This is a genomic window from Paenibacillus ihbetae, assembly GCF_002741055.1.
GTDB classification, from domain to species: Bacteria; Bacillota; Bacilli; order Paenibacillales; family Paenibacillaceae; genus Paenibacillus_AQ; species Paenibacillus_AQ ihbetae.
Genome location: NZ_CP016809.1, coordinates 6,279,891 through 6,305,741 on the forward strand (window position 1 = coordinate 6,279,891; position 25,851 = coordinate 6,305,741).

Below are 25,851 nucleotides of genomic sequence, written 5' to 3' on the forward strand. Positions count from 1 at the left end.
TCATAGAATCGCATAGAATGCTTAACCAAGACTGCTGGTAACTTCGGCAGTCTTTCCCTCCGTAGAGGATGAATAGCATTCGTTTGGAGAATGGCACTGCCATGGAAATTGATAAAGGAACATAAAAAAGCAATAGATGAACGTAGGTCACCATTGCTTTTCGGGTATTTGAATGTGATTTTAAATGTTGGTTTTCGATAGAGCTAGCTGGTCGTCAGGCAGCACCTTCGGAGTACCATCTGGATTGAGTACATTTCGCCATGAATACAGCGGCTCATATCCTAGAACGTTCTTGGCCTTATCGATTGCCATCAAGGTCTCGTGCCCCTGAACCTCTTTCTTTAAGGGTACATTGGGAAAATATCGTTTAACCAAATCGCCGCTAAGATCAGGCATAATCGTGTCCGGTGCGGTGATATGAAACACCTGGTTTCCTAAATGATCCTTCTCGATGGCAAGCAGGCAAGCTTTTGCGGCATCTCTAACATCACAATAAGCCCAGGCGTTTTTCTTTTGAATATCTTTTTGTTCCTCATTCCAATGCATAATCGGGATTTTTCCATACTCGTCAGGCTCATACATATTGGCAAAGCGAAGGGAGACCAGCTGTTGGTTCGTCAGCTTATGATACATTCCTGTTAGGTGTTCCGTAAGTAACTTGGCCATGGCATAAGACGACTTTGCTGTTGTCGGATGCTCTTCGTCCACTGGAAGGTAAGCCAGCTGCTCGGGAACGAACGGATAACCCAACACAGTCTCACTTGACGCCCAAACCAGCTTCGGGATTTTAAAATCCTTACAAGCTTCAAGAATGTTAAAGTTAACCAGCATATTATTTTCGAATATAGCTTGCGGGGTATTTCGCACATCGGTTGGTATATTCCCGAGATGAACTACAGCGTCACATCCCATCAAGAGCTGACAAACCTGACCATAGTCACGCAACTCTGCTTGAATAAAATTTTTGGAAGCCGATTCCTCTCTCAATTTTCGATCGGTCGCTATCACTTCATGACCGGCTTCCATTATTGTTCTCACCGTCCATCGGCCGATTTTTCCGGCTGCTCCGGTCACCACTACTTTCATCCTGTCACGCCCCTTATTGATCTTTCCGGTTACAGCACGCTGCACCTGAATCCCCAGTTAGAGTACCCGTTGATTCATGATTTTAATGCATTCTGGATATTAAAAATAAAGGTAAGGTATATAAGCTTTCTCTTACTTAGATCTGGTAAACAAGCGACCAATCCATGATGTTCACCCGACCGGGTTTATAGTATGCTAGCTTTATAAGGAAGGAGAGGAAAACGATGGTGAAACAATGGATTATAGGAGACGCCAAGCAGGAGTTGAGTGCTACACGCCGCATTCTGGAGCGCTTGCCCGAAGAGCATATGTCGTGGAAGCCGCATGAGAAATCCATGACGCTTGGCGGATTGGCCACGCATCTGATCAACATTCTGAACTGGCAAATCGCCATTCTTCAGTACCCTGAATTCGATCTTGCATCTGTGCCGCTTCGGCGTGAGGCTTTACAAAGACCCAATGACGTATTGGAGGAATTCGACGCAAACGTCGTCAAGCTTGAACAGCTGCTAGCTGAATGTGATGAGGCGGCCCTTGGCGAGGAATGGACCTTGCGGAGCAGCGACCATATTATCCTGCGACAGCCTCGGGTCACCGCGCTTCGCACCTTCGGCATCAGCCATATGATTCACCACCGGGCGCAGCTCGGGGTGTATTTGCGGCTGCTGGATATTCCGGTTCCGGGCTTCTATGGTCCATCGGCCGATGAGGCAGGCAGCTGAACGAAGACGCTTAGAGAAGTCACAGAGAGCCCGTATATGCTGCCGGCGGTTGATAAAAGCAGATCAAGATGGTCGGCAAGGAGCCGAAGGATCAGGAGATATTAGATTTCATTAAGAATGATCTGGATCAAATCATCACCCGTTTGTCTAAGGAAGTGTTCGCAGGTTCCATTGAGCGAGACCGCAGGGTCAATCCCAAGCGTCTGGCCAGAAAGGTGTCCCGGGAGCTTGAGCGAAGAGGCGTATCCTCATTTGCTCAGGAAGCCTTGAAGCTTGAATATGCTCAGCGTAAAAAGGAGAAGAAAGTCCAGTCCCGGGATCAGCGTGAGGCGTTAAAGGAACGGAAGCGCGAGCTGCGCATCCAAAGGTTGAAAGCAAAACATCGCGGCAAGTAACATGCCTGAAGAGACAATCTATTCGATCGAATAGATTGTCTCTTCATTGTTCTAAAGGGGAAGTGAATCTCATTAAAACTGGCTATGGAGCACTTATCATAGGATCAAACTGCCGAAGTCTTTGATCTTTAGTACATTTTTATTCTTGGGATCAAGAGGAAACGACGTCTTTATGTTTCAAGCGGCTGATGGACCAGGTACCAAGTAACAGGATAAAAAAAATGTTCATTATCATAAACACGATGTTTTCCGCAAAGGTCAGACCTTTTTGACTCAGAACCCCCATGCCTATGGTTAGCAGGGAGTAGGGGAATAGCATGCCGAGATTTAGAACATACAGACCGATCCCGAGAAAAACGGCGCATAGGCTGATGCCGATTGGCGTTGAGAAGCTCTTTAACCGTATGGAAAGCCCGAGCTGCAGCGCTGAAATAGAGATGGATGCGAACCATCCGCGCAAGCTCCACAACACGGTTTCCTTTGGGAAAGGACCCGGAATTGAGAAGAGTTGACCTGCAAACCAATACATCAACATGAAAAAGGCTTGAGCAGCAAAGATCATCATGCTTACGGTAAATAACTTGGCAACAAATAGATTGGTGATGGATATCGGGGCAGCCAGGATCATATTCCAATTGCGATTCATGTGTTCCAGACGGCAAATAAAAGCACAGCAAATGGCAATGAGAATCGGCAGAAAGAACTCACCATAAAACAAGCTGACCTGCGTCCATAAACTGTACCACCCGTTATGCAGGGCCGACCGGTTGAAATAATAATTAAAACATCCGATGAGCAGACTGATCACCGGCAGGATCGCCAGTACCATACCGATTCGGGAATGGCGAAGTTTGAGCCACTCGGCGGATAAAATCCTTATCATGGCATTCCCTCCTAAATCTCTTGTTTGGAAGCGTGAAAGCTCCCTGCAAAATAAAGAATAACGGTCAATAGCATGGCGGCGATCAGCAAACCGGCGGGCGGCATGCCGGATACATACGAGCCTGTTGTCGAAGCAGTGCTGTATACATACGTAACCGGGCTAAGATCCATGTAGTAGGACCAGAGCAAGAACTGGCGAATCCCTGGCGGGAACAGGCCGGATGTCGTTCCGATAAATCCGCCCAGCAGTCCCAGGCATAGGGCGAAGGCCTGATTGCGTACCGTTAGGGATAGCCACTGCTGAAGGGCGATAACTAACAGTGTTGTGATCATCGTTCCGATGACGAATTGAAGAAGCGGCAGGAAAGGCATGTCCCCTCCGATCTCTTTGAACCATCCGAACCCAAGGATGAATACAGCCTGCGCAATAATGCCGTACAGGATCAGGCTGTTTGCGCATATGTACTTTGCTGCATAGACTTGATTGCGACCCGTATTGGTTGTCATTAGCATCTTCCACGTGTTTCCCTTATGTTCCATGTCACAAACACGGGAGACCACAATAGCCGAAATGATCGGGAGAAACAGCCCGTTCATAGAGGAGATGCTGAAAATTAAGGCTTCCCAGCTGGCATTGTCCGTGTTACGAGAGATGGAGATGCTCAGGGACATTGAGGCCCACGCCATCTCTGCCCCCAGAAAGAGAGTGAGCATCATCCAAATACGTTTGCGGCGTATTTTGAAATATTCAAGGAAGAGAGCTTTCACTACAGGCTCCGCTCCTTTCCGGTAAGATCAAGGAAAATGTCTTCCAGGTTCTTTTTGTGCTCTTCAATCCGGGTAACAGGGATACCCTGTTCTACCAACAGCCGATTGATTCTTGAAACTTCTTCATCCGCTAGTTGGTTAAACATAAGCTGCTTCGCTTTGATTGTGGGCAAGTATCCTTGCGTTAACAAGAGGTCCTCGGCTCTTGCCGGGTCCGCGGTCTTAAAAGAAATAGTCGTCTTGTTCCCGGATTGGAGGCTTTCCATCGTTCCCTGAAAAAGCAGCTTTCCATCATTGATAATACCTACAGACGTGGCGATTTGTTCAATCTCGGACAAGAGATGGCTGGAGAGCAGGATGGTTATCCCATACTTCCGGGGCAGAGATTTGATCAACTCTCGGATTTCGCCGATACCTGCCGGGTCAAGTCCATTTGTTGGTTCATCGAGTATCAGCAATTTGGGAAAGGGAAGCAGCGCCATGGCGATGCCGAGTCGCTGCTTCATACCCAAAGAGTATTGGTCGGCCTTCTTATGCTTATGATTCTCAAGCCTGACGATCTTGAGCACATGGTCAATATTCTTGCTTGGCAAGCTCCGAAGACGCTGCATGACCTTCAGATTCTCATATCCGGTCAGGTGGCCGTAATAGGAAGGGGATTCGATCAGAGAGCCTGTCTGATTCAAGATTTCCGGACGGTGGGCTTCCAAGTCTTTACCAAACACTTTTATCTTCCCTTCGGTAGGTTTGATGAGGCCAAGGAGCATCTTTAGCGTGGTCGTCTTACCTGCCCCGTTCGGACCCAGGAAACCGAAAATTTGTCCGGCATGCACTTCCAGATTCACCTTATTTACGCTGTGCGAGCCACCGTAAGTTTTGGACAGATTATGGGTCTCCACGATCGGGAATGACGTTCTGATCAATGATATCAACTCCATTTCATGAATGTATCTGCCCTCCAATATAGAACAAGATGCTTGCGCTCGCCTGAAGATAATCTTACATTTACCTTAAATAACGTTGGGAAATATCGGGTGGTCGTCCTTATCATGTATACTGGTATGGGTGATATGATTTGGACGCGATGAAGAATAAAAAAATACTGATTGTTGATGACGAACCCGAGATTCGGGAAATGATTGAACGTTTTCTTCGGAAGGAAGGCTTCTTCCGAATTTATGCCGCGGGCAATTCCGTGAACGCCTTGGCTATAAGCAAATTGGAAAAGCCTGATGCGGCCATCTTGGATGTGATGCTGCCGGACGGAGACGGTTTTTCGCTGCTCTCTTCGATTCGGTCGTTCTCCGACATGCCGATACTGTTTCTATCCGCACGGGGGGAGGATGAGGACAGGCTGCTCGGGCTGGGCCTCGGTGCGGATGATTATATTGTGAAGCCTTTTCTTCCAAGAGAGCTTATATTGCGATTGTTTGCCATTTTGAAGCGGGTCTACGCCGCCAACGTGGTGGAACGATTGCCTGTATTCCGTTTGGGGAACAAAACGGTGGACTTGGATAGTGCCGTCGTCCGTGGAACATCCAGAGAGGTTTCGCTGACAGCCAAGGAGCACGCCATACTGATAAAGCTGTACGAGAATCAGGGCAGAATCGTCACAACCGACGCATTGTGCGAAGCTGTGTGGGGAGATGAGAGCTTCGGGTATGAGAACACGCTGATGGTGCATGTACGCCGCATTCGAGAAAAAATCGAAGATGATCCGTCGAATCCGGTCTTTCTGTTAACCGTTCGCGGACTTGGGTACAAACTGTTGACGCAGGAGTCCAATTGATGGATGGCGTCATTCGGATATTAAGACGTTTTGTCGGAACGACGATTCTTGTCTCCTTGCTTCTGCTGCTGTTCAATCTGGTGTTGCTTGGTTCACTGATCTTTAAGGAACATCATAAGAGTCCTTCTCCTGAAGCGGTAGTACAGCAGATTGCGTATGGATTAGATCAGAGGCATGGAAAATACGTGCTGACACATGAGGCTGCGCAACAGCTGAAAACGAACCGGGCCTGGGCCATGCTGCTGAGTCCGGGCGGGAAGGTGCAGTGGAGTGAACGACTTCCTTCGGAAATACCGAAATCCTATGATGTGACGGACGTAGCTAAATTCTCACGATACTATCTGATGGATTACCCGGTCTTCATGTGGGAGCATACGGACGGATTACTGGTACTGGGATATCCTAAAAGCACCTATGGAAAATACCAGTTTGACTTCTTGACGGAGTGGCTGAGGTCCCTACCTATACGAGCATTACTGCTGTTAGCGTGCAATGTTGCCCTCGCACTGCTGGTATCGGTGCTCATCGGAACAAGAGTGATTAAAGGAATTAGGCCGCTGATTCAAGGAATACATGCGCTTTCCAACGGGGATACGGTTCAGTTGGATACGAAGGGGATATTCAATGACTTGTCCCAAAGCATAAATTCGACATCTCGAATGCTTCAGGAGAAGAACGAAGCACTCAAAGCGAGGGACGAGGCAAGATCGAACTGGATTGCAGGCATATCTCACGATATCCGGACGCCGTTGTCCATGATTATGGGTTATGCGAGTGAGCTGGAGGAGCAGCCGGAATTATCGACCGAACAGAGACAGCATGCTGCTATTATTCGTCGTCAAGGGGAACGCCTTCGATCCTTGGTGAGCGATCTGAATTTGGTATCCATGCTTGAATACGAAATGCAGCCGTTAAAGTTAAAGACGATTCGTCTCTCCGTACTAGCTAGGCAGGTTGTATCCGACTTTTTAAACAACGGTCTTGATGAACGGTATCAGATCTCCATTCATATTACGGACGAGAGTTTGAGCGTAAGAGGAGATGAACGTTTATTGTATCGGGCGATCACCAACCTGATGCAGAACAGCATTAGTCATAACCCGGACGGCTGTAAAATTGAATTGAAGACGGAGGCTGCTGGATCATCGTTCAATCTGTTTGTGGTATCCGATAACGGGAAAGGCATTCCGAGAGAACGACTTGCCGACGTCATATCACTTCCCTACGCTTCCGGACGAATCCGATCCGACCTTCAAAGTCATGGTTTGGGGCTGCCGATGGTAGCAAGGATTGCCAAAGCTCATCAAGGTGAATTGATACTGGCGAGCGATTCAGAGAAAGGATTAAAAGCGGTGTTGAAAATGCCCGCTTCTTTATATCTCAATGAACAATGACAATGAAATGCAATCAAGATGAGGAACGCTCCCCCTAATCGGAATACGGACCATGACTCATATCGAATCCCGAAGCTCCTGAATATCCAGCATGGGCGGCCGTCCGTACATACGGGCATATTCGCGGCTAAACTGCGAGGGGCTCTCATAGCCTACGCGGAAGGCGGCTTCTGAGATTTGCACGGCCTCCGTCACCATTAGTCGGCGGGCTTCTTGCAAGCGCAAGCTTTTCTGATACTGCAACGGGCTCATTGCCGTAACCCGCTTGAAATGTTTATGGAAAGCCGAAGTGCTCATGTTGACAGATTGAGCAAGCTGCTCAATGACGAGCGGACGGTCGTATTGCCGGTTAATCATCTGAATCGCCTGGGCAATATTATGTGCTTGGCTGCCGATCATTGCAAATTGATAGATAAGCGCGCCTTGCTCACCCTGGAGCATGCGGTACAGAATTTCGCGGATGATGAGCGGTGACAGGAAAGGAATATGATCTGGCTCGTCGAGCAGCTGCATAAGACGAACCATGGCTTCGAGCAAAGGTGGAGAAGTACGGTTCACCGTTATGCCGCGGGAAGCTTCCCTCGGTGATCTATCGGAGGGATTCGACTCCTTGACAATATCCAGGATGATGTCTGCATCGAAGCTCAGTTTCAGGCTTAAATACGGGGTTTCGGGCGAAGCCTCAATAATCCTTCCGATGATTGGCAGTTCGACGGAAGTCACCAAATAGGTCGAGGGATCATATCGGTAGGTTTCATTGGCTGTTGTTGCTGTTTTGGCTCCTTGCGCTACGACGCAAATCGATGGCTTATATACGGATTCCATCGGCTCAGACAATGTCGTGGCATGCATCAGCATCAACGAAGGGATCGGCGTCAAATGCGTCCCAGTCGACGGAGCGTGGCGGCGTATTAAATCCGCCAATTGATTCAAGGCTTGCTCCTTGCGCAGGAATTCGTCCATATTTACAAAATCCTTTCCAGATCAGTCGGAGTGTGTTGCTATTATCATATCGGGAAGGAAGAGAATTAGGCAAGGATTGAATAGGTATGTTCTAACGGCATAAGCCATTCATTCCATATAATGAGTTCACAGAGTCAATCCAGTCGGGTAACCGACATAAATTGAAGGTAAAGGTGTGAACGAATATGAATTTACATGGAAAAGTGGCAATCGTTACCGGGGCTTCCCGGGGAATCGGACGGCAGATCGCGATTCAACTGGCTGCTTCCGGAGTGAAGGTGGTCGTCAATTATTCCTCGAATCCGGGGAAAGCGGAGGAGGTTGTTCAGACCATTGAGGCATCCGGCGGGGAAGCGGCAGCAATTCGCGCCGATGTAAGCAAGGTAGGGGAAGTTGAAGCGTTGTTCGCGGAAACGATTGAGCGGTTTGGACGTCTGGACATTCTGGTTAACAATGCCGGCATCATGGAGTGTAAGGCGATTGAGGACGTGACGGAGGAGAGCTTTGACCGGCATTTCGCGATCAATGTGAAGGGAACGTATTTCGCTTGTCAACAAGCGATGAAGCATATGGAGCAAGGGGGGGCGATCATTAACTTCTCGACCTCGATATCAGGAGCGATGCTTCCGACGTACAGCGTGTACGCTGCTACGAAAGGTGCAGTCGAGCAGCTGACCCGCCAATTGGCGAAGGAATTCGGTCCCAGAGATATCGTCATCAATTGCATAGCGCCCGGCCAAATATCAACTGAGCTTTTCTTAAGCGGCAAGTCACCGGAGCTGATTGATTCCTATCGCCGAATGAACGCATTCGGACGACTTGGCGAACCCGGGGACATTGCCAATGCGATCGAACTGCTTGTCAGCGACAAAGCCCGGTGGATAACCGGACAGACGATCCGCATTAATGGCGGATTTAATTAGCATTAGATGGAGGGCAAGACAAAAAGTCCTTTGAAAAAGTCGCCTTTGGCGGCTTTTGTCTTTTTAGAGAGCTTGGAATACGACGATATGTCTCTGCTTTATTTGTAAGGTAATTGAAAGATTCGGGAAAGTCATTAGAAAGAACGGAGAAATACAATAATAAAGTCGGATCCGGCATCGAAGACAAGACCTCTATGCATGTCTAGCAATTTCGCTGTAATCGCGGATTGGAGTGAGAAAGGAGCAGCTTACATGGCAACGATCCCCATGTGGAAAAAAACGATGCTTTCGGCTTTGGCGGTTGTTACGGCCGCTTGTATCATCGTGCCTGTGGTACCTGCAGCCGGAGCGCATCAAGAAAATTCGGCGCAGGCCCAGAGGGCAGCCAAATTGAATGAGCGTGATATCGAAGGCTTTGCCGACGCGTTTTTCAACCGCCCCGATATTCAGGCTTTAGAAGTGCCCGGAGCGCTATTTGTTGTCGTAAAGGATGGAGAAGTGCTGCTGCAGAAAGGGTACGGATACGCTGACCTCGAGGCAAGAAAACCCGTAGACCCGGAACAGTCCAGGTTTCGAATCGCATCCGTTTCCAAAGCCATAACGGCCACAGCCGTTATGCAGTTAGTGGAACAAGGCAAAATTGACCTGAAACAGGACGTCCAGCAGTACATGGGCGACGTGAAACTAAAAAATAATACCGGCTCGCGGCTAACGATGGAGCATCTGCTTACGCATACGACCGGCTTTGATCTCGTAGACCCGCCGCCGGGCGACATGATCACAGGCGATTTGTCCGCCGTTACGCCGCTTAAAGATTACATCATCAAGACGATGCCAACGGTCATTCATAAACCGGGCGAAGTATATAAATATGATAATTTCGCCTCCATGCTGCAAGGTTATATTGTCGAGCAAGTGTCCGGTAAGCCGTTTCATCAATACGTGAATGATAACATTTTCAAGCCGCTTGGGATGAAGAACAGCCAGTTCGTATTAACCCCTGGAATGGAATCAAGCCTTGCTGCCGGTTACAATGAACGGCGAGAGGCGCTGCCGCCCTACAATACGATTCCAACCGATATGCCCCAGGGCAGCATGCTGACGACGGGGAGCGATATGGCCAAGTTTATGCTCGCCCATCTGAACGAAGGATCGCTTGGAGGGGCACGCATACTTCAGAAAGAAACGGTACAAGAGATGCAAAGCGTGCAAAAGGCGATTCATCCGAAGGTGCCGACGATGACGTACGGGTTTGAATTCGCTATGCATCACAATTTCAACGATCAATACGTGATCGGAAAAGGAGGGAGCATCCCCGGCTTTGCTTCATGGATGTGGCTGCTTCCCGAGCAGAAAGTTGGCGCCTTTATTGTGTACAACAATAACTCCGATCTTCGAAACCATCTATTTGAAGCGTTCATGGACCGGTATTATCCGGCTGAACGCAAACCAACTTACATTACACCTGCCAAGGATCAATTGGAAAGATTCGAAGGCATCTATCGGGATTTGCGGGTCGCTTATTTGACTACTCGAATCAAGGCACAGAATGGCGTGCTTATCCTTGAAGATTTAATGGGAAAACACACGCTTCAACAAGTCGAACCGCTGCTGTTCGAGGATGAGGTAGGAAGTCCGGTGGCGTTTCAAGAAAACGAGGACGGGACCATCAGATTCTTATTCTCCAAATCGAACCCGACGGCGTGGTCGGAGAAGCTGCCTGTTCCCGAGAGGTTCAAGGATGTTGGCGAGGACCATCCTTACGCGTCCTACATTGACGGCTTGCATCAGCTTCACGTTGTTCAAGCCGGGCTGGATGGAAGGTTTTCCCCGGATGCACCGATAAGTAGAGCCGAGTTCGCCATTTGGCTCGTCAACTGGCTTGGTGCTGTCCCTTCAAAGAGCCCGCCTGCATTCAGGGACACGGCAAGCCGGATCGAGGCGGGTAAAATCACGACAGCATTTGATATGGGGATTGTGACAGGGACCGGAGAGGGCTTGTTTAATCCGGACCGTCTGATCACCCGTCAGGAGGCGGCAGCGATGGCTTCGCGTCTTGCCATCCTGCTAGGACATCCGCCAAAGCAAGCAAAGCTAACCGGGGAGACCGATTCATGGGCCGTTGACGCGGTGAGCAATATCGTCGGAAACAAGTTCTACGGTCCAGATGTGTTATCGTCCTCCGATGGCTCCGTCGATTACCGATCCAAGCAGGTCATGACACGCAAGGAAGCGGCAGCATTGTTATACCTCCTGGGAACGACAAGTTTACCGTTGCCGGGTTCTGCTTAACGCTTTAGAAGAATCATTGCACTTGTGTTCTTAACGAAGCGATGAACCGGTAACGTTAGTTGCATGAAATGCGGTTTGAACAAGATCGAAGTTACTCGCAAAAGTCGCCAATGGCGGCTTTTTTCATGCGTTGCTTCATGCGCCTACTAAAATAAGCAAATCTGTTGGAACAGGATGGTTGTACGAGCGTAGCAAGGATACTTGCTTCTGCTCGGTTCGCGGGCACCATGCTTCTACTATCACTTATTTGCCAAAAGGAAGGGGTGGAAAATTAATTGAAAGAAAATAATGGTTTTATAGTAGAATAATGCCACAGTGGAAAATCTTTTTTTTGAAGCATGAGGGGGAGTTCAACTTGAAGCATTTCGTTAAAAATGGGGGTAAAATCGCCATTATTTTATCACTCGCCTTTAGTGCCGGGTGCAGCAATAGCACCGGGGAGGCAAATCAACGAAACCATCCATCCGTTCCCGAAGAGGCTTCGGCACAGGATGCAGGAGAGACTGTGGATCTCAAGCCGCAAACGGAGTCTGAAGGCCAAGAATCTAACCGAACTGGGGAATTGTACGGGTCGAACATGATGTACGCCGTAAAGATCTATCTTGAACACACAGAAGTTCCTCAAGAATCCCGTGATATGCTCGCCGAATCTATAGCACTTGGTTATGACTGGTATCGGGAACAAGATATTTCGAAGTTTGAAGCTCTCGCTCACCATATTAAAAAGGATAACCGAGAAGAGGTAATGGAAATATATGAACAGCTCATCTCGATTTATCCTCTGCCCAACAAAATAATCAAGGGGGCAAGCTTCAACAAAAGCAAAGAGATCCATGTAATCCCCCTGAGAAGACAATTATTAGAGGAAGCTACCCTGCAAGACTGATAGACTGCTGCCATGTGTTGGATTATAATGGTAATAACTTACTGTTCAAGTTTTTCTTTGACTGCAAAAAAAGCACCTGGAAAATGACGGTTGGTCCGTTCTTTCCGGGTGCCTTCAAGATAAGACAATCGATATTATTTCTGGCTGGACAGGTAATCGTCCAGTTGTTCGAATGTGCCATCAAAGCCCTGCTGCACCATAGGTCGCATTCCTTCAAATGCGTTCCGCTCTTCCTGCGTGGCGTTATATGGGCCTCCGCGCAAGGTGAGCGAAGTTTTCCCGTTCTCTTCAGTAAGTGTCAGAATATTGATAATTTCGAGCGGCCAATTCGGATCGAAAGGTGCCCGAACCGTGTTGCCTCCTTCATCTGAGAAGGATTGAACAAACACCAGTTTTTCCGGTGCTATCACTTCTTGATAAACGAACTTACCCCATAGCTCATGACCCTCGGGAGATTTCTGGCTGCCCAGAAACATGCCGCCCGGACGTACATCCATCTTTGCGATGTTAAGTGAAAAGCCCTTCGGGCCCCACCAATTGCCAAAGTGTGCCGGATCTGTCCATACCCTGAATACGAGTTCACGTGGAGCGTCAAATACACGGGTCAATATCAATTCATGATTCTCAATCTGATTCTCATTCATTATATCTCCTCCTTGAATTCCTAATTAGGATGATCCATCTGAAGTTCCTGCACATCATGCTCCAATCCATTGAACTGGTTTATACAAGTTGCCTACTCGATTATATTAAAGCGAACTGGACGCCTTCTCGAGCAATTGACTTAAACGTCCGTAGTCCGGTAAATCGCCTTCACGGATTTTCAACCACTTCCGCTCGGGCGGCCCTTCAAATTCTTTCGGCACTTCCAGCTCGGCAGTATTCATAATCATGAATGCAATCGCGTCTTTGGAGGGCGAAATAACTGCGGCGTAGTGTCCATTCTTAAGAAAATGCGGTTTTTTGTACTGGATACGCTCTTCGACCTCCGGGATGGTTTCATGAACCATTTCGCGAAGGCGATTCGAAACTTCAACCTGCCAAGGTTTACCAAGGTTTTCGATAAAAGAGGTTACTTCTTGATTCAATCCAGTTCAGCTCCTTTTTCCAGGAAATTATTTACTGAATTCAATATACCACATTAGGAATATTCCTGTAAAGGAATATTTATGGAGAGGATGTCCGAAATTACATATCAGCTAGATCTAAGGATTCATAAAGCACTTCTAGGATAAACACGAAACTTGAGTTGGATATTATCGCATGAAGATAAAGAACCGGAATCAAGCTTCTCCTCAGGAGGGCTGGACATTTTTTTATACCAAAATGAAATTATGGCTTGTACCTTACGTTACGTCATCTTTTATACTGAAGCTACCGGCAAACCGTTAGCGCTAACGAAGGAGTTTCTGATGTTACGATATTTGAAAGTGGGGGACCTTGCCAAACTAGCAGGGCTCACCGTGCGAACTTTGCGATTTTACGATCAAATCGGCTTGTTCTCGCCATCCGCTCAGACCGAGTCGGGTCACAGGCTGTATAACGAATCCGACCTGTCTCAGTTGCAGCAGATTGTATCACTGAAGGAATTGGGCTTATCTTTGGAGGAGATCAAGTCGGTCCTAAAAGACGGGCAGATCAGCCCGGTGGAGATCATCAATCTGCAGATGACCCGGATTAAGGAGCAAATCAAGCTGCAGCAAATGCTCCTTGAACAGCTTCAGCATGTATCCAAATCGATAGAGGGCAATGCTCCATTAGCTGTGGAAGATTTCACCGAACTCTTGCAAATGATGAAAAAAAGCCATGAGGCACTGGTTGTCGAGCGGCGGACCGTGTGGGAGCAGCGACTTGATTTGCTGGGCGATTTTCTTGCCGTGGGAGAAGAAGAATCAACACTTAGGGAGGAATAACCTTGACTGAACGTTTTGTTAAACACGCCACTTTCGTTGTGGAGCGAACTTATGCCGCATCGCCTGCAAGGGTCTATCAAGCTTGGTCCGATGCCAATTCCAAAGCAAAGTGGTTCTCGAAACCCGAAATTTTTGAATTCCGTGTCGGTGGACGGGAGTACAGCAGCGGAGGTCCGCCGGAAGGGCCGGTCTTTACCTTTGACGCATACTATCAGGAGATTGTGCCGGAGGAGCGGATCGTTTATAGCTACTCCCTGGATTCGGACGATATTCGGATGTCCGTTTCAATCACAACCGTCGAGCTCATCCCGACCGAAGGCGGCACGAGGCTGGTATTCACCGAGCAAGGGGCATTTTTCGACGGGCATGATTCACCGGAGATCCGCGAGCATGGCACGAATGAAATGCTAGATGCACTTGGCAAATCACTGGAATAAGTGGTTATGACGACAATCGTAGGTGAGGATGAAACAAGGCTTTCTTGCCAATTCGATTGACCTTAGACATTATATCTAGCTTACACAGTTGACGGAACGTTCCATATAATAATTGAAGGCAGCCGACATCTATTCCTGAGGCTGTCTTTTCTTTTACGAGTAGGAGCGTTTATGGTCTGGCTCAACGGTTTGCCGAGAACGGTTCTGTTCTTTTTCTGGCGTACTCAGGAGCGGAGTGAACACAAGCATTCCACACTTCGATCCCAATCGAATAGTATTCGGTTTATCATGGACTCGGGTACATATAATGAAGAATTTGAAATTGGGAGGCGTACAATGGAAAGGACACAATCCATTCAAAAGGCAATCGATTTCGAAAAGCTTCACTCGAACTTCTTTATTTTGCCTAACGCGTGGGATGCGGCAAGCGCGAAAATTTTCGAGCAATGCGGCTTCAAAGCCCTGGGTACGACCAGTGCAGGCATTGCCGCTTCTTATGGATATGCGGACCGCAGCATGCCGTTTGACACGATGCTGGATGCCGTCCGCAACATCGTCCATGCTGTCGACATTCCCGTAACCGTGGATATCGAGGACGGCTATGGGGAGACGCCTGAAGACGCTGCAGAGGCGGTTAAAAAGGTAATCACCGCCGGGGCGGTGGGGATCAATCTTGAAGACAGCACCATGGATCCGCAAAAGCCATTGCAAGACATCTCATTTCAGCAAAAGAAAATCGACGCCATCCGAGAGCTCGGGGAACGCCTTGGCATTCCTGTCTTTATCAATGCCCGAACGGATCCCTATTGGATCAAGTTAGAGACTCCTTTCAATAAGCTCGACGAAACAATTAAACGGGCACATGCTTATCAGGAAGCAGGGGCAGATTGCATCTTTGTCCCCGGTATCAAGACGCTCACAGACATCCGGACACTCAGGCAAGAAATTAACGCTCCCATCAATGTATTGGCTGCACCCGGATTGCCTTCGGCCCATGAACTTGAAGCGCTCGGCATCCAACGAATCAGCACCGGTTCGGGACCTTATAGAGCCGTGTTATCCTTCCTGCAGTCCATCGGACAAGAAATGCTGGAGAGGGGCATCTTTGAGCCGGTGACTTCGACCTCTAAAATTACTTATGACGATTTATTGAGACTCTGACAGCCTTCTTCGTATGCTATAATCCTATACATCCCCAAAGAAAGCGGACGAGTGAGGAACTTCAATAAAATGTGAGGTGCTTGCATGGAAAACATAATATTTGATCGAATCAAGGGTGGCTTGTACGGGGTGGCTGTGGGGGACGCGCTTGGCGGAACGACGGAGTTCATGAGTGAACGGGAGATCGAGGAGAAGCATGGTTATTTGACGGAGATCATTGGCGGTGGAGTATGGCATCTGGAGCCCGGGGAAGTGACCGATGATACGATGATGACCTTGTGCGTGGCAGCAGGAATCCTCGAACATCCTGTAGAGCCAATGGAGGCAATCGGGCGTTTTTTTATGGAATGGTACCAATCGAGACCCAAAGACATAGGAAATATCATCCGTTACGTGTTTCAAAAGTATGAGGGCGACTGGTTCGAAGCCGCCTTTATAGCGCACATGGATTTGGGACAAAGCGGCGGGAACGGATCTCTTATGCGATGCCTGCCGGCTGCGCTGGCTTACAAGGACCCGGCGGACATAGACCGTATAACGGCCATGCAATCGCGAATGACGCATTATGATCCAAGGTGTACCGAAGCCTGCATCATCTATAACCGAATGGCTCAACGTCTTCTGCAGGGAGAACCCTTAAGAACGGTGATCTTGTCCGAAGCGGAAGGAAGCGAATACAAGGGTGTCATTGAAGATGAACCGGAATGCCCGACCAGCGGGTTTGTGGTACATACCTTCCGGTGGGTGCTCCATATATTGCTCCACACGTCAGATTTTGCAGAAGTCGTGCAGAAGGCGGCAAATCTTGGCGGTGATTCCGATACGATAGGCGCGATTGCAGGAGGGCTGGCAGGCATCTACTACGGCTATGAGGGCATTCCAGCCCGATATGCCGAGGCGATTTTGATTAAAGAGAAGCTTGATGAGATCAGCTCTCGGCTATATATGTTGAAAACTGCTTAATGTGGAGTCGCGGAAACCGCGGCTTTTTTTGTTACCCTTGAAGCCCTTGACCCTTGCTGAGACTAAGACTGGATCGTTAGAGTATTTGCGATCCTTCATTAAGCAGATTGGTTCTCATCAGTCATTGATTCAAATAAAAAATTAGTGTATGTTAAAGGGAAGATGAAACCTTTTTTACCAGATTCGTGTAATTGCGCAAAAACCTGATCGTTAAGTCTAAAGTGATACTGTCCGTTATCTTAGAAAGGGGGCAGTTGAATGTTTCAGATTAGTATCATTTTGTATGCAATCGTAGTCGTTATCGGTTACTTATGGATGAGAAAAAAAATGAAAGTCACCTACAATTCAAATGGGCCGTTGTATAAGCATATCAACCGATTTCATCTCATGGGGGAGCTCATCATTGTTGCGGTTTCTTTAATCGCCCTCTTCTACACGAGGCTTGTTCTGGAATGGAGATGGGAGGCTTATCAGGACTTGATTCTTGTGCTAGCCTTTCTGCATGCATTCCGATCCGTTGTTGAAAGACGCTTCAATAAGGAATCCAAGCAGCACCTCCTTAGCGCCTACACCAGTGTCAGCAGCTTGCTGCTCTTCCTTGGTGTTGAGCTGCTCGTTTGATATTGCAAGCAGGATCCATCGTATTTTCTAAAAGGGGCGTAAGGACATTCGTTTGAAGGAACGAATGTCCTTTTTTTCCTATATCGTCATAAATGCGTGAGGTTCAGCAAGGGGGGAGCAGACGGTGCTGATTGTGAGAATGGATCATCTTCCCCGAGCTCCAGCACTGCTACGATCCGCTCCAGTGGACGGATGCCGAATAGCTTGCAATGATCCTGGTCATAGATCCATTCCGGGACCGTTCGGCGTGCGTACCACGGTTTGGATTTGACCAGCAATTGAAAGTTCTGGATTAAACAGCATACCGCTGCATAATCCTCCTCCTGCTTATGGGAATCTGCTTCTTCCTTGGCTACGACTAGAAGAAGGGCAGGCGAAGGATTCCCTTGCAAGACAGGCAGCTTTCCGACTGCCCCGCTGCCCGTCACATAGATAAAACGCCACGGTTCCCTTAATCCGTCGTTAGGCGCCCAGACTGCGTCATTCAAAACCTCCAGAATGCTTTGCTCTGAAATTCGGGCGTTATTCGACTGCTTTTCATCCGGCTGTCCGTCTCCGACGATCGAGGTCCATTTCTGTTCCGCCGGCGTTCTTCTTCGGGCTCTTGGCACTTTATCGAAATATCCCACGTGTAAAATTCCAGCAAAACGTTCACCCTCTTGCAAACCGATTTCCGCAAGAAACGATTCGCTTTGAAGCATCGGATCCGTGTCCCACAGCGCGCCCAACCCGTGCTCCCAACCAAGCAGGAGAAAATTTTGCATGATACTACATACGGCAGCGTAATTTTCATCGCGCTGTCGCTGATCGGATACGGATTCCGCGATGAAGATCAGGTGCGAGGGAATATCCGTTATCTGTTTTATGAAATAATTGATCATTTTAGCAGGGATAAGCTTGCCGAATTTGCTTTCCTTCATTTTGGCGATCATGCTCTCAACCAGTCTTTGACGCGACTCCGCCGAGCCGGCGTATAGACAGCGCCAGCGCGGTGTACCTTCGGCCTCGTACAATGTGGCTGCATCGGTCAGCAAGGATACGACCATATCAGGGTCAACCGGGATTGGGTTGAATCTCCGGATGGTTCTGCGCTCTCTTATCGTTTGGGAATAATTCAATGTAATTCCTCCTCGGACATTTTGTTTACTTGTAAACAAAATGATTAAAAAAATTTGTTTATCTCTCGTCTATGTACCGGGCCATTCCCTGAAAGAACTTCAAAATCGTATGCAGCTCATCATCGGAGTATTGGTCCAAAAAACGCATAAATCGCTGCTCTTCCGCTTCGTGCATAGATCGATGCATTTCAAACAGCTGTTTCCCTTGGGGGGTAAGACGAAAGTACACCTCTTTGCGATTATCATTAAGCTGGGTCCGATGAATAAGATCAAGCTCAAGCAGCTTTTTGCTAATCTTGGTAATGCTGGCCTTTGACAATTTTAATTTCTCGGCAATCGCGGAATGATTGATCGGTTCATGATCGCCGATACAATCCAGAACATGGATCGTCGATAAGTTCCCAGGCACGTCTTTCAACTGCTGAAGCTGCGCCATCTTTTTGATTTCTTTAAGCTCCAGCTCCATTCTTTGTTCATGCAAATGGGAAAAATGAAGCAGCTGTTCATGAATTAACGTCTTGATACGGTCAGGGTAATCCATGCTCCGATTCACACTCCATATTGTTTACTCGGAAACTAAAATATCATAGTTCGCAGGATTCAGCAAGTGCTCGTCTCGGGAAACCAAGGATCGCAATTGTTTGGATCATTAAGCGGCAGGAGGTGGGGGAAACGTTTGGGTCATGGACAGGGACATTGGTTCTAAGACCTAAAATCATATCAATATCACAGAATTCATCGATATCTTATGTTAAAAAGATAATAAACTTTCATAACAAAAAAACATTTTTAACAGGGGGAAATCGAAGGATGAGTCAATATGCTCGCAACAAAACATGGATGTGTACCATTGACCGAATGGAGACCAAGCTGCACGGATTGTAATGTAGTAAACTTTGCTCCTTTCTTTACAAGAGCTGCTTTATGTGAACCTGTGTAGTTCTTATCCCCCTACCCGGATACACTCATGCGGTGGCTCGGCAAACCGAATCAGCATTATTTTAATGAAGCTGAGGGCGTGTATGACATGTCTACAACGTTCGAACAGGCAAGCTATCATTCCATTACGAGGAAGAGGGGGACCAATTTTTTTGGCAACGATTTATCGATGAGCTAAACGACCGCCGTACGATAGTGATGGCGGTCGTTTCCTTTCTGTTCTCGATTGCCCAAAGCATGATGTCCCCGAAAAGTTTCCAAGAACGTCTTTCAGCCTGGTTAAGCTTTGATTTCTTATGTTCCTTCACCATACCCTGAACTAAATCACTTGGTTTGTTTTTTGAGTACCATATTTCGATCGTCCGACATGAATAGGCGACTACTAAAAATGGATGAGATGATGAACGGTTCCACGAACGGGAGTCCGCTTGAACTTTCGGTCTTGGGGAACGACTTCCATCGGCAGTCCATGAAGGGGACGCATCATCATGTTTGGTGAAATATTAGCATTAGGTCTTACAGAAAAGCGATGTCGCTGAAGGAGAACGGCAAGGACAACTTTGATTTCTTGGAGTGCAAAGTTCCATCCAATACACATATGCTCTCCCGCACTAAAAGGCAAGTGTTCGAATGCAGTTCTCTTGATGGAACTCCAGCGTTCCGGTTTAAAATGATCAGGATCTTCGTAAAGCTCTGGGATTCGATGCGTGATCATTTGATTGAACATCACATTGGTATTTCTAGGGATCATGTATCCTCCCAAGATACACGCATCCGACGTGACTCGGATTCCAATCCCGGCTGGCGGCATTAGCCTTAAAGTTTCCTTCACAACTGCATCCAGGTATGAGAGGGATCCAAGTTTTTCAATGGTAGGATCTGATCCGCCGAGTTTGTCGTCAATCTCTTCCATCAAATTGTGCGCAATATGTGGGTGTTGGCTGAGTAGAAAGAGGGACCACGTCAAAGCATTTGCGGATGTTTCATGTCCCGCAACGTATAGGCTAAATGCGTGTCCGATGAGCTCGTCGTCGCTTAATTGGGCACCGTCCTCATCACGAGCTTGGATTAGCGATGCTAGGACATCCATCGAATTTGGACTCAGACGCTTTTCTGTGATCATTTCTTGAATATGCCCATGGAGCTGCTCGGCGCTGCGTAGGGCTTGATGGTATGGGGAACCGGGAAACTTGACTGGCGCCATCGAGATTAGCGGCATCATTCTTGTCAACCGCTGAATTAATGAGCCCATTTGATCTAAATCTTCTTCGTTATACAACCCGAACAGTGTCTTAACAGCAATTCGTTGCGTTAATTTTTTCATCTCAAAATTCAACTCTATTTCAAGCTTCCCTTGCCAGCTCTCACTTAAGCTTTGCGTGAGCTGGACCATGTCATTACAATACGAAGCGATCTGTTGCCGATGAAAAGAAGGCTGCATCAAGCGACGATGCTTCTTATGCTTCTCACCGGTCATAAGCAGCAGGTTGTTATAGAACATCCTTCCCAGCAATGATTCCTCAGGGAGCTTTAGAAGCGCCGTACTAACATTGAATAACTCCGGATTCGTCAGAATCTGTTGGTTTAACTCCGGCCCAAAGGCAAAAACAAAAGCAGGCTGATTTCCATGACCCAAAGCAACAACCTGACCATACTTCTCATAAAGCCAGCGCGAAAACAAAAACGGCTGTCGATAAAATCGAAGCATATTCATTCGCCAACCAAACATCGATCGTGGCCCTGGAATTGCTTGTGATGAAGCACTGCTGTCTGGACGTCTTAAATGGTTCATGGAGCACCTCGTTTTGTATGAAATGTAATAATCCATTACTTTTATTTCATTTTATTCCCGTTATGTAATGTGGTCAATATAATTTTGAATAAAATATATTGTAATCTTACAAAACATTAATTAAAGTATAGGTGAGGTGGGAACTAATGAACGGATATCAAATTCGTACGGAAAAGAAAAAGGAAGGAATATTAAAAGCAGCATTCGGTCTCATCCTCAGCTTTGGCATCAATAAGATGAGTATTGCTGAGGTTGCAAAGAAAGCGAAAGTATCTCCTGTTTCGATATACAATTATTTTGGCAGTAAAGAAGGACTTGTTCGCAGCGCAGTGTTTCATTATATGGAGCAGAAGATTGAAGAGTACGAGGAGATCATGGAAGAGAACCTTCCATTCCAAGAGAAAATCAAGAAAATTGTGTTTGACAACATAGAAAACGTGAATTTTCTAGAACATGACCTATTGAAAACCGTTATGGAGCACCCCATGATCCGGGAGGAAATCGAAGAATTTTATCAAACCAAAACCATCCCCTTTTTTAATAAATTGATTCAGGAGGGGAAACGGACGGACAGCATCAACGCGGACATTTCCTCGGAAGCGGTTATGCTCTACCTTCAGATTTTTAAAGAGGCCATCACCCGGCCCGGGTTCCTTACACAAGCAAGCCCAACTACCCTAAAAGACTTAAATTCTCTGTTATACTTTGGACTTTTGGGTAAGGGCTAACCATTGAGTTATAGATTTAGACAACAACCAACCGCCGTCACTGATCGGCGGTTGGTTGTATTATGTTTTCCGCTATCCATTCGACGGTAAACACCTCTAACAAGTTGATTTGCACCGCGAACCTTTGCTTGGGGATGATAAATGTTATTTTGGCCGAAAAAGGTGATGACCTTAATGTAATTGCTATTGTATGACATTATTGATCATCCTGGTAAAATCTGATCCCATTGTCGAAGGCGGATCAAATTTTGATAAAGAAGATCAGTTATGGCGATTTACGAGCTGGTCCAGATTGGATTAACATATAGTGCGAAATCTGAACAAAATAGACACCGAAGCATGAAGACAAATGAAAGCGCTTTAGTTATCTTAATACATAAGTGTTTTTCTTCTCGTAAATAACCCACTAAGGGATGGAGGGGTCCAATGAAGCGATTTCCAATGATGATGCAATTGGCATTCATCCTATTCTTCATCATGGCTATACCGATGGCCATCTTAACCTGGTACAGCAGCTCCCATATCCTGCAAAATTCGGAGCATGCCTTCGCGGAAACCTCGCTTGCAGAATTAAATGCCAATCGCGAGCATAATGAGAACGCTCTAAACAATCTTTCCCAAAATACGGTACGCCTTGGCGGCACCGACATCTTCGATCGAATCCGCCCGTTCAAGTCACTGGCGGATCTCAAAACGAAATACGTGAATGTAAGCAAGGCGATGGCGGTACTCAAGGAGCTGTTGAATCTGAATCAGAGCGTGGACGGTGTGTATTCCTCTTTCTTTTATCTCGATGATGCGAATTACGTGATTTCGACGGATAAAGGCATTACCAGCTTGGATAAATACGAGTCGATCGACTGGCTGAACGAGGCGCTTTTGGAGCAAAAAGGGATACGCGGCGTATGGTATCCGCGCAAGCTTGATTCGGGCGTTAACGTCCTATCGTTCGCTTTGCCTTTAAATCGGCTTTCCACCGCGACTCGTGGAACGATCGTCGTCAATTTGAAGGAGAGTCAGATCCAGCAGTACCTGCAGTCAACGAAATCAGGGAAGCAGAGCTATTTGCTTATGAAGCCGACCGGCACCATTATCTCCCATCATGACAAGAGTTTACTGCTTAAGAACGCCTATGATGAGCCGTTCATCCTCGATATTTCCCGGCAAGCACCCGAAGGCTACATGTTCCGTGAGCATGATGGTGAGCGGTTACTGTATGCGTGGTCCCGTACGAAAGAATTCGGCTGGACGAACGTAGGCATCTACTCGGTCGATGAATTGATGAATAAGCCCCACGCTTTGCAGAGAAGCATTATTTTGCTTACGATCGTGATTATTTTCGCGGGATCCATCCTGACTGTTTTTATTGCCACATGGTTGTCCAGGCCGGCCAGGGAGTTGGTTCGTGCCGTTCGGGGACGCATCAATCCTGGGGCTCAAGATAAGAATGAGCTTGCCTTTCTGGATGCGGCATTCCGGCGGATGCAGGAAGAGGAGGAAGGGCTGTATAAGCTTCTGAGTATCCACGAGCAGGATGCTCAAAGCTATGCCATCCATCGTTTGCTGCGGGGTGAAGTGACGCCACAAGCGGAAGAGATTTTCCCGGATTTGCACTTTCTTGTTGCCGTGGTATCCATCAACGGTTATCGGAACTATATAAGCCGCCGGAACAACCCGGAAACACGCAGCTACCATCGCTACTTGCTCATCTCGAAATGCGACCATTTATTCCCGAGCGGAAGCGCCATCCTTTGCGACGCCGGAATTGACGCTTAAAGCCAACAAAAACAACTGGACGCCTGCGGGTTACGAGCAGATTGTCGAGGACATGATTAAATACCGTAACGAGACCAAACCATACCAGACGCCGGATCCGCTGTTCACCGTAGTCCTCGAGAAGGTTACCGAGTACAAGGCGGATTTGAACAACCTCTTCCAGGAGCTGTATCTTGATATTATTCTTGCGCCGGCCGATCAGTTCGATGCGAAATACGAAGCGGCCAAGCAGAAATTCCTCGACGCAGGCTACCAGGAGATTTTGGACGAGAAGCAAAAAGCGATTGATGCAGGCCAATTCAGGTAGATCGTAATAATCTTGCGATATACGAAGTTGGACGATAGAAATGATCCGATTATAATTAAAATAGAGAAATCCGCTAGCAGCGGCGACCGTATGAACATTTCGTACGGTTGCCCCAAACGGTACAGTAATCGTACAACCAATACACAGAGCTCCTGCCGCAAGCGGGGGCTCTGGATAATATGGAGGGCAATATGAATCTAAAATTAGATATTGCTTTGGAAGATTTAAAGCTATCCGCGAAGCGCATTGCGGACTATACGTTCGGGATGGATTTGACATGGGACTGGCCGGGCGGTGTCGCATTCTATGGGATTAGCCGTCTGTTCGAGGTAACTGGCGAGCACGCTTACCTGGATCGGATGATCGATTGGGTGGAGGAGTACTTCGAAGCGGGCATCCCGGAAGAATGGACCGTGAACTCCTGCGCGATGGGGCATATGCTGTTGACCCTGTACGATCAGACAAAGGATCAGAAATATCTGGATCTTATTTTAAGCAAGATTGATTACTTGGAGCATCATGCATTGCGTTTCGGCGACCGGGTCCTTCAGCATACGGTGTCGGCCAACAATGACTTTCCGGAGCAGTGCTGGGCGGATACGCTGTTCATGGCGGCATATTTGGAGCTTCGGGTCGGCGTGACGCTTGGCAAGAAGACGCTTATTGACGATGCGCTGCATCAATTCGAACGGCATATTCATTACCTGCAAGATGAGGATTCCGGGCTGTGGTACCATGGGTACAACCATATCAAAAAGAACCATATGTCCGCCATCCATTGGGCACGCGCCAATGCCTGGGCAGCCTATACGATGTCCCGTGCGGCAAGGGGGCTGCCGGAAGGATATCTTTATCCTCCCATGATGCATATATGGAGCTCCTTGCGCGACCAGCTGGCAGCCATTAAGCGGCTGCAGCATGAGGACGGGCTGTGGGGTACCGTACTCGATTACCCGGAAGCCTACGGCGAAGTATCGGCTACAGCGGGCATTGCAGCAGCCATGGTATTGCAGGGCAATCCGCTGCACGCGAAATATGTGAGAAGAGCCTTGGACGGCGTACTCGCCAATATAGCGGACAACGGACGGGTACTGAACGTGTCCGGAGGTACGGCGGTCATGAACGATATCGAAGGATATCTCGGCATTGACCGGAAATGGGCTCAGGGCTGGGGACAAGGTTTGGCGCTGGCGTTCCTGGCGGCAGTCATTGAAGTTGTCGAAGCCTGACCCGAACTTGTTTTGCCCTATCGAAACAACAGAGGCAGTAATCGCTGCTTGTTGCCCGAACATCTATACGGTAATTTGTCAGAATGCATAGAATAGAGTAGATGTTCTCAACAAGAGCCCATTTTATTCTCGATACGACCTATAACGTCATTTCTGTCCATGATTTCCCGATCGTTCCGCACCAGGATTGGACGGCGTCCTACGGTGCATATAAGGAGAAGCTTACCCGTCGTATTCAACGATTTTGGCATGTGCTCCACCGTTCCGTTCTGTTTGTCAGGTGGGGAGAGATCGGGGTACAAGAAGCCGCTGCGCTGCGTGCCATCCAGTCCTCGTTGACGCCGGCCAGCTGCAGCATTTTATTCATGCAGCCTGTATCCGGTTTGGAGTCGATTCAGGAGATCGATTGGGAACTAGGCGGCATCAGCACGCTGCAGGTTCCCCTCGAACGGCCCAATGATATAGCAGTGTGGGATTATGCCTTGAACGGTTTGTCATTAACAGGGTACTGGACTTAAGAGGCCTGCCCTGGAACGTGAAAATAGGAGTGCCGGCAATCGATTAGCCGCACTCCTATTTTTATTTAATTTAGTCGCTGTATGCTCATTCCCGGTTTATAGCGAGTACGTTCGATTTTACGAAAAATAAAAAAAGCTAGGCTTAAACACCAAGGGGGCAAAAGACAAAAAAATAATTGAACGCGAAAAAGCGCTATGTTATAATCAGTAGCGCAATTGAGAATCAAGTTTGATCTGATATTATAATTA

At 47.7% G+C, this 25,851-nt stretch carries 27 protein-coding genes; 17 read left to right on the forward strand and 10 right to left on the reverse strand.

Features of this window, described 5'->3' with window-relative positions; translation table 11 throughout:
- Window positions 1-180 precede the first annotated feature (180 nt).
- Window positions 181-1,086, reverse strand: coding sequence for an NAD-dependent epimerase/dehydratase family protein (locus tag BBD41_RS28175; RefSeq protein WP_099479987.1), 906 nt, complete (start codon window positions 1,084-1,086; stop codon window positions 181-183).
- Between the two features lie 224 nt (window positions 1,087-1,310).
- On the opposite strand from BBD41_RS28175, the gene BBD41_RS28180 reads away from it, so the two are divergent.
- Both BBD41_RS28180 and BBD41_RS28185 read left to right on the forward strand, forming a co-directional pair.
- Window positions 1,311-1,808, forward strand: a complete 498-nt coding sequence (locus tag BBD41_RS28180; protein WP_099479989.1) for a DinB family protein — start codon at window positions 1,311-1,313, stop codon at window positions 1,806-1,808.
- Between the two features lie 68 nt (window positions 1,809-1,876).
- Complete coding sequence (locus BBD41_RS28185; RefSeq protein WP_099479991.1) at window positions 1,877-2,203, forward strand: DUF2992 family protein; 327 nt, start codon at window positions 1,877-1,879, stop codon at window positions 2,201-2,203.
- A 151-nt stretch (window positions 2,204-2,354) separates the two neighbouring features.
- Here BBD41_RS28185 and BBD41_RS28190 read toward each other — a convergent pair whose 3' ends face one another.
- The 3 genes from BBD41_RS28190 to BBD41_RS28200 are packed head-to-tail and all read right to left on the reverse strand — an operon-like array spanning window position 2,355 to window position 4,776.
- On the reverse strand, window positions 2,355-3,086 hold the full coding sequence (locus BBD41_RS28190; protein ID WP_099479993.1) for an ABC transporter permease: 732 nt from the start codon (window positions 3,084-3,086) through the stop codon (window positions 2,355-2,357).
- An 11-nt stretch (window positions 3,087-3,097) separates the two neighbouring features.
- Window positions 3,098-3,853, reverse strand: a complete 756-nt coding sequence (locus BBD41_RS28195) for an ABC transporter permease (RefSeq protein WP_269467199.1) — start codon at window positions 3,851-3,853, stop codon at window positions 3,098-3,100.
- Window positions 3,853-4,776: an ABC transporter ATP-binding protein gene (locus BBD41_RS28200; protein WP_418304239.1), complete on the reverse strand. Its 924-nt coding sequence runs from the start codon at window positions 4,774-4,776 to the stop codon at window positions 3,853-3,855. The genes BBD41_RS28195 and BBD41_RS28200 overlap by 1 nt, the downstream gene beginning before the upstream one ends.
- A gap of 152 nt (window positions 4,777-4,928) precedes the next feature.
- Between BBD41_RS28200 and BBD41_RS28205 the strand changes: the two genes are divergently transcribed.
- Window positions 4,929-5,642: a response regulator transcription factor gene (locus tag BBD41_RS28205; protein ID WP_099479997.1), complete on the forward strand. Its 714-nt coding sequence runs from the start codon at window positions 4,929-4,931 to the stop codon at window positions 5,640-5,642.
- Window positions 5,642-7,036, forward strand: a complete 1,395-nt coding sequence (locus tag BBD41_RS28210) for a sensor histidine kinase (RefSeq protein ID WP_099479998.1) — start codon at window positions 5,642-5,644, stop codon at window positions 7,034-7,036. The genes BBD41_RS28205 and BBD41_RS28210 overlap by 1 nt, the downstream gene beginning before the upstream one ends.
- Before the next feature lie 57 nt (window positions 7,037-7,093).
- Here BBD41_RS28210 and BBD41_RS28215 read toward each other — a convergent pair whose 3' ends face one another.
- On the reverse strand, window positions 7,094-7,999 hold the full coding sequence (locus tag BBD41_RS28215; RefSeq protein ID WP_099480001.1) for an AraC family transcriptional regulator: 906 nt from the start codon (window positions 7,997-7,999) through the stop codon (window positions 7,094-7,096).
- A 185-nt stretch (window positions 8,000-8,184) separates the two neighbouring features.
- Between BBD41_RS28215 and BBD41_RS28220 the strand changes: the two genes are divergently transcribed.
- From BBD41_RS28220 to BBD41_RS28230, 3 genes are all read left to right on the forward strand, one after another.
- Entirely contained in the window at window positions 8,185-8,922 is a 738-nt protein-coding gene (locus tag BBD41_RS28220) for an SDR family oxidoreductase (RefSeq protein WP_077566559.1), read from the forward strand.
- A 252-nt stretch (window positions 8,923-9,174) separates the two neighbouring features.
- On the forward strand, window positions 9,175-11,214 hold the full coding sequence (locus tag BBD41_RS28225) for a serine hydrolase domain-containing protein (protein WP_099480018.1): 2,040 nt from the start codon (window positions 9,175-9,177) through the stop codon (window positions 11,212-11,214).
- A gap of 355 nt (window positions 11,215-11,569) precedes the next feature.
- Window positions 11,570-12,100 (forward strand): hypothetical protein, encoded by a 531-nt coding sequence (locus BBD41_RS28230; RefSeq protein WP_099480020.1) that lies wholly within the window; start codon window positions 11,570-11,572, stop codon window positions 12,098-12,100.
- A gap of 134 nt (window positions 12,101-12,234) precedes the next feature.
- On the opposite strand, the gene BBD41_RS28235 is transcribed toward BBD41_RS28230, so the two are convergent.
- On the reverse strand, window positions 12,235-12,744 hold the full coding sequence (locus tag BBD41_RS28235) for an SRPBCC family protein (RefSeq protein ID WP_099480022.1): 510 nt from the start codon (window positions 12,742-12,744) through the stop codon (window positions 12,235-12,237).
- A gap of 105 nt (window positions 12,745-12,849) precedes the next feature.
- Complete coding sequence (locus BBD41_RS28240) at window positions 12,850-13,188, reverse strand: DUF1801 domain-containing protein (protein ID WP_077566555.1); 339 nt, start codon at window positions 13,186-13,188, stop codon at window positions 12,850-12,852.
- A 324-nt stretch (window positions 13,189-13,512) separates the two neighbouring features.
- On the opposite strand from BBD41_RS28240, the gene BBD41_RS28245 reads away from it, so the two are divergent.
- The 5 genes from BBD41_RS28245 to BBD41_RS28265 all read left to right on the forward strand — a co-directional run bounded on the left by BBD41_RS28245 (window position 13,513) and on the right by BBD41_RS28265 (window position 17,195).
- Entirely contained in the window at window positions 13,513-14,013 is a 501-nt protein-coding gene (locus BBD41_RS28245) for a MerR family transcriptional regulator (protein ID WP_099480837.1), read from the forward strand.
- A gap of 2 nt (window positions 14,014-14,015) precedes the next feature.
- The gene (locus tag BBD41_RS28250) at window positions 14,016-14,450 is read left to right on the forward strand and encodes an SRPBCC family protein (RefSeq protein ID WP_099480024.1); all 435 of its coding nucleotides are present in this window, start codon (window positions 14,016-14,018) and stop codon (window positions 14,448-14,450) included.
- Window positions 14,451-14,786: 336 nt separating this feature from the next.
- Complete coding sequence (locus tag BBD41_RS28255) at window positions 14,787-15,611, forward strand: isocitrate lyase/PEP mutase family protein (RefSeq protein WP_099480027.1); 825 nt, start codon at window positions 14,787-14,789, stop codon at window positions 15,609-15,611.
- Between the two features lie 84 nt (window positions 15,612-15,695).
- Window positions 15,696-16,574 (forward strand): ADP-ribosylglycohydrolase family protein, encoded by an 879-nt coding sequence (locus BBD41_RS28260; RefSeq protein WP_099480029.1) that lies wholly within the window; start codon window positions 15,696-15,698, stop codon window positions 16,572-16,574.
- A gap of 258 nt (window positions 16,575-16,832) precedes the next feature.
- The gene (locus tag BBD41_RS28265) at window positions 16,833-17,195 is read left to right on the forward strand and encodes a DUF4181 domain-containing protein (RefSeq protein WP_099480031.1); all 363 of its coding nucleotides are present in this window, start codon (window positions 16,833-16,835) and stop codon (window positions 17,193-17,195) included.
- An 86-nt stretch (window positions 17,196-17,281) separates the two neighbouring features.
- On the opposite strand, the gene BBD41_RS28270 is transcribed toward BBD41_RS28265, so the two are convergent.
- The 3 genes from BBD41_RS28270 to BBD41_RS28280 all read right to left on the reverse strand — a co-directional run bounded on the left by BBD41_RS28270 (window position 17,282) and on the right by BBD41_RS28280 (window position 21,044).
- Window positions 17,282-18,313 carry a nitroreductase family protein gene (locus BBD41_RS28270; protein ID WP_099480033.1) on the reverse strand — a complete coding sequence of 344 codons (1,032 nt, stop codon included), beginning with the start codon at window positions 18,311-18,313 and terminating at the stop codon, window positions 17,282-17,284.
- 58 nt (window positions 18,314-18,371) lie between these two features.
- Window positions 18,372-18,854, reverse strand: a complete 483-nt coding sequence (locus tag BBD41_RS28275; RefSeq protein ID WP_099480035.1) for a MarR family transcriptional regulator — start codon at window positions 18,852-18,854, stop codon at window positions 18,372-18,374.
- Window positions 18,855-19,634: 780 nt separating this feature from the next.
- Window positions 19,635-21,044: a cytochrome P450 gene (locus tag BBD41_RS28280; RefSeq protein WP_099480037.1), complete on the reverse strand. Its 1,410-nt coding sequence runs from the start codon at window positions 21,042-21,044 to the stop codon at window positions 19,635-19,637.
- A 146-nt stretch (window positions 21,045-21,190) separates the two neighbouring features.
- Here BBD41_RS28280 and BBD41_RS28285 point away from each other — a divergent pair, with 146 nt between their 5' ends.
- The 5 genes from BBD41_RS28285 to BBD41_RS28305 all read left to right on the forward strand — a co-directional run bounded on the left by BBD41_RS28285 (window position 21,191) and on the right by BBD41_RS28305 (window position 25,602).
- On the forward strand, window positions 21,191-21,772 hold the full coding sequence (locus BBD41_RS28285) for a TetR/AcrR family transcriptional regulator (protein ID WP_099480039.1): 582 nt from the start codon (window positions 21,191-21,193) through the stop codon (window positions 21,770-21,772).
- A gap of 426 nt (window positions 21,773-22,198) precedes the next feature.
- Complete coding sequence (locus tag BBD41_RS28290) at window positions 22,199-23,548, forward strand: cache domain-containing protein (protein ID WP_237086946.1); 1,350 nt, start codon at window positions 22,199-22,201, stop codon at window positions 23,546-23,548.
- The gene (locus BBD41_RS28295; protein ID WP_237086948.1) at window positions 23,538-23,855 is read left to right on the forward strand and encodes a DUF3502 domain-containing protein; all 318 of its coding nucleotides are present in this window, start codon (window positions 23,538-23,540) and stop codon (window positions 23,853-23,855) included. Before BBD41_RS28290 ends, BBD41_RS28295 begins: the two co-directional genes overlap by 11 nt.
- A gap of 191 nt (window positions 23,856-24,046) precedes the next feature.
- Window positions 24,047-25,084 carry a glycoside hydrolase family 88/105 protein gene (locus BBD41_RS28300; RefSeq protein WP_099480839.1) on the forward strand — a complete coding sequence of 346 codons (1,038 nt, stop codon included), beginning with the start codon at window positions 24,047-24,049 and terminating at the stop codon, window positions 25,082-25,084.
- 101 nt (window positions 25,085-25,185) lie between these two features.
- On the forward strand, window positions 25,186-25,602 hold the full coding sequence (locus BBD41_RS28305) for a DUF1796 family putative cysteine peptidase (RefSeq protein ID WP_206098272.1): 417 nt from the start codon (window positions 25,186-25,188) through the stop codon (window positions 25,600-25,602).
- Window positions 25,603-25,851: the final 249 nt, after the last annotated feature.

Excerpts from the sequence above, each read along its gene's own strand:
- BBD41_RS28260 (WP_099480029.1), top strand. The coding sequence starts at position 15,696 with ATGGAAAACATAATATTTGATCGAATCAAGGGTGGCTTGTACGGGGTG.
- BBD41_RS28285 (WP_099480039.1), top strand. The coding sequence starts at position 21,191 with ATGAACGGATATCAAATTCGTACGGAAAAGAAAAAGGAAGGAATATTA.
- BBD41_RS28300 (WP_099480839.1), top strand. The coding sequence starts at position 24,047 with ATGAATCTAAAATTAGATATTGCTTTGGAAGATTTAAAGCTATCCGCG.
- BBD41_RS28210 (WP_099479998.1), top strand. The coding sequence starts at position 5,642 with ATGGATGGCGTCATTCGGATATTAAGACGTTTTGTCGGAACGACGATT.
- BBD41_RS28175 (WP_099479987.1), bottom strand. The coding sequence starts at position 1,086 with ATGAAAGTAGTGGTGACCGGAGCAGCCGGAAAAATCGGCCGATGGACG.
- BBD41_RS28215 (WP_099480001.1), bottom strand. The coding sequence starts at position 7,999 with ATGGACGAATTCCTGCGCAAGGAGCAAGCCTTGAATCAATTGGCGGAT.
- BBD41_RS28290 (WP_237086946.1), top strand. The coding sequence starts at position 22,199 with ATGAAGCGATTTCCAATGATGATGCAATTGGCATTCATCCTATTCTTC.
- BBD41_RS28180 (WP_099479989.1), top strand. The coding sequence starts at position 1,311 with ATGGTGAAACAATGGATTATAGGAGACGCCAAGCAGGAGTTGAGTGCT.
- BBD41_RS28305 (WP_206098272.1), top strand. The coding sequence starts at position 25,186 with ATGTTCTCAACAAGAGCCCATTTTATTCTCGATACGACCTATAACGTC.
- BBD41_RS28190 (WP_099479993.1), bottom strand. The coding sequence starts at position 3,086 with ATGATAAGGATTTTATCCGCCGAGTGGCTCAAACTTCGCCATTCCCGA.
- BBD41_RS28255 (WP_099480027.1), top strand. The coding sequence starts at position 14,787 with ATGGAAAGGACACAATCCATTCAAAAGGCAATCGATTTCGAAAAGCTT.
- BBD41_RS28185 (WP_099479991.1), top strand. The coding sequence starts at position 1,877 with ATGGTCGGCAAGGAGCCGAAGGATCAGGAGATATTAGATTTCATTAAG.
- BBD41_RS28235 (WP_099480022.1), bottom strand. The coding sequence starts at position 12,744 with ATGAATGAGAATCAGATTGAGAATCATGAATTGATATTGACCCGTGTA.
- BBD41_RS28280 (WP_099480037.1), bottom strand. The coding sequence starts at position 21,044 with ATGAACCATTTAAGACGTCCAGACAGCAGTGCTTCATCACAAGCAATT.
- BBD41_RS28265 (WP_099480031.1), top strand. The coding sequence starts at position 16,833 with ATGTTTCAGATTAGTATCATTTTGTATGCAATCGTAGTCGTTATCGGT.
- BBD41_RS28245 (WP_099480837.1), top strand. The coding sequence starts at position 13,513 with ATGTTACGATATTTGAAAGTGGGGGACCTTGCCAAACTAGCAGGGCTC.
- BBD41_RS28225 (WP_099480018.1), top strand. The coding sequence starts at position 9,175 with ATGGCAACGATCCCCATGTGGAAAAAAACGATGCTTTCGGCTTTGGCG.
- BBD41_RS28220 (WP_077566559.1), top strand. The coding sequence starts at position 8,185 with ATGAATTTACATGGAAAAGTGGCAATCGTTACCGGGGCTTCCCGGGGA.
- BBD41_RS28275 (WP_099480035.1), bottom strand. The coding sequence starts at position 18,854 with ATGGATTACCCTGACCGTATCAAGACGTTAATTCATGAACAGCTGCTT.